This window comes from Phocaeicola sp. RTP21198st1_B8_RTP21198_201120 (assembly GCF_040929485.1).
Lineage (GTDB): Bacteria > Bacteroidota > Bacteroidia > Bacteroidales > Bacteroidaceae > Phocaeicola > Phocaeicola dorei.
This window is the reverse complement of sequence record NZ_JBCOCI010000553.1, coordinates 1-1,043: the sequence shown is the minus strand read 5'-3', so window position 1 is coordinate 1,043 and position 1,043 is coordinate 1. Positions and strand designations below refer to the sequence as shown.

At 35.3% G+C, this 1,043-nt stretch carries 2 protein-coding genes; both read left to right on the top strand.

The window, feature by feature from the left end:
• Positions 1-449 (top strand): glycoside hydrolase family 18 (locus AB5935_RS28030; RefSeq protein WP_368328105.1); only part of this gene is annotated, 449 nt, incomplete at its 5' end.
• A gap of 6 nt (positions 450-455) precedes the next feature.
• The coding region (locus AB5935_RS28025; protein ID WP_368328104.1) for a DUF1735 domain-containing protein at positions 456-1,043 on the top strand (588 nt) is incomplete at its 3' end.

The window sequence follows — 1,043 nt, the reverse complement described above, 5'->3', positions numbered from 1 at the left end:
CTATACAAAATGCTTTCTTTAGTCCTATCAAAACTTGGATGGAACAACATAAAGATAAAACATTTACATTGGAAGGAAAGCCACAAAACCTAGTAGATAAAACGATACTAGAGTCATTCAGACACATTATCCTGAACACATCAAATGTAACAACCGTAACCGAACTTTCCTATAATGCAGAAATGGCAATCATGGAAGAAGGAGTACCTGGAAGCTTCATTGTGTCTGTTAGCACAACTGACCCTAATAATAAAACTACTGGATTATATGACAATGGAGCAAAACGTGCACTCACAGAAGCAGCTTACTGGGTATCAGGTGATGCTATCAACTATGAGAAAGCAGGTTTGTCTATTTATAATATCGAACGAGACTATTATAACGTAAACAATGCTTATCAATATGTGAGAGAAGCTATACAAATTATTAACCCTGCAGCAAAAAAATAGAAAAAGATGAAACGAGTAAATTTATATCTGATTTCAGCGGCATTGCTCACAGGTTTTCTGACAAGCTGCAATGACATGGAAAACTTTGACAACAATGTATTTGTAGATAATACAATCAAAGTTAACAGCATATTCCTAAAAGGTTCTAATGACAGTGAACAGCGTAGTTTTAAGGTAGCAATTGCTAAACAAGAATCGGAAGATGTTACAATCCACATAGCAGCAGATCCATCATTAGTAAGTACTTACAATGAAGGCTATTATGATCAGACAATTGCATTGCCAACAAACTGTTATAAAATACCGGAACCGGAGGTTGTCATTCCTGCAGGTTCTGTCCAATCCAGTGAAATTACAATTGTTTTTGAGAATTTACTATCGTTAGATCGTGACCAAAAATATGTATTACCTGTAACAGTGGATAATGCCAACATTGGAATTCTCCAAAGTGCACGAACAATATATTATGTATTCAAAGGTGCCGCACTAATCAATACGGTAGCTAATATGACTAAAAATTGTGTCTGTTTTAAATGGAAAAATCCAGAGCCTCTCAACAATTTACGCAAAGTATCAATGGAAGCTCTTATACGA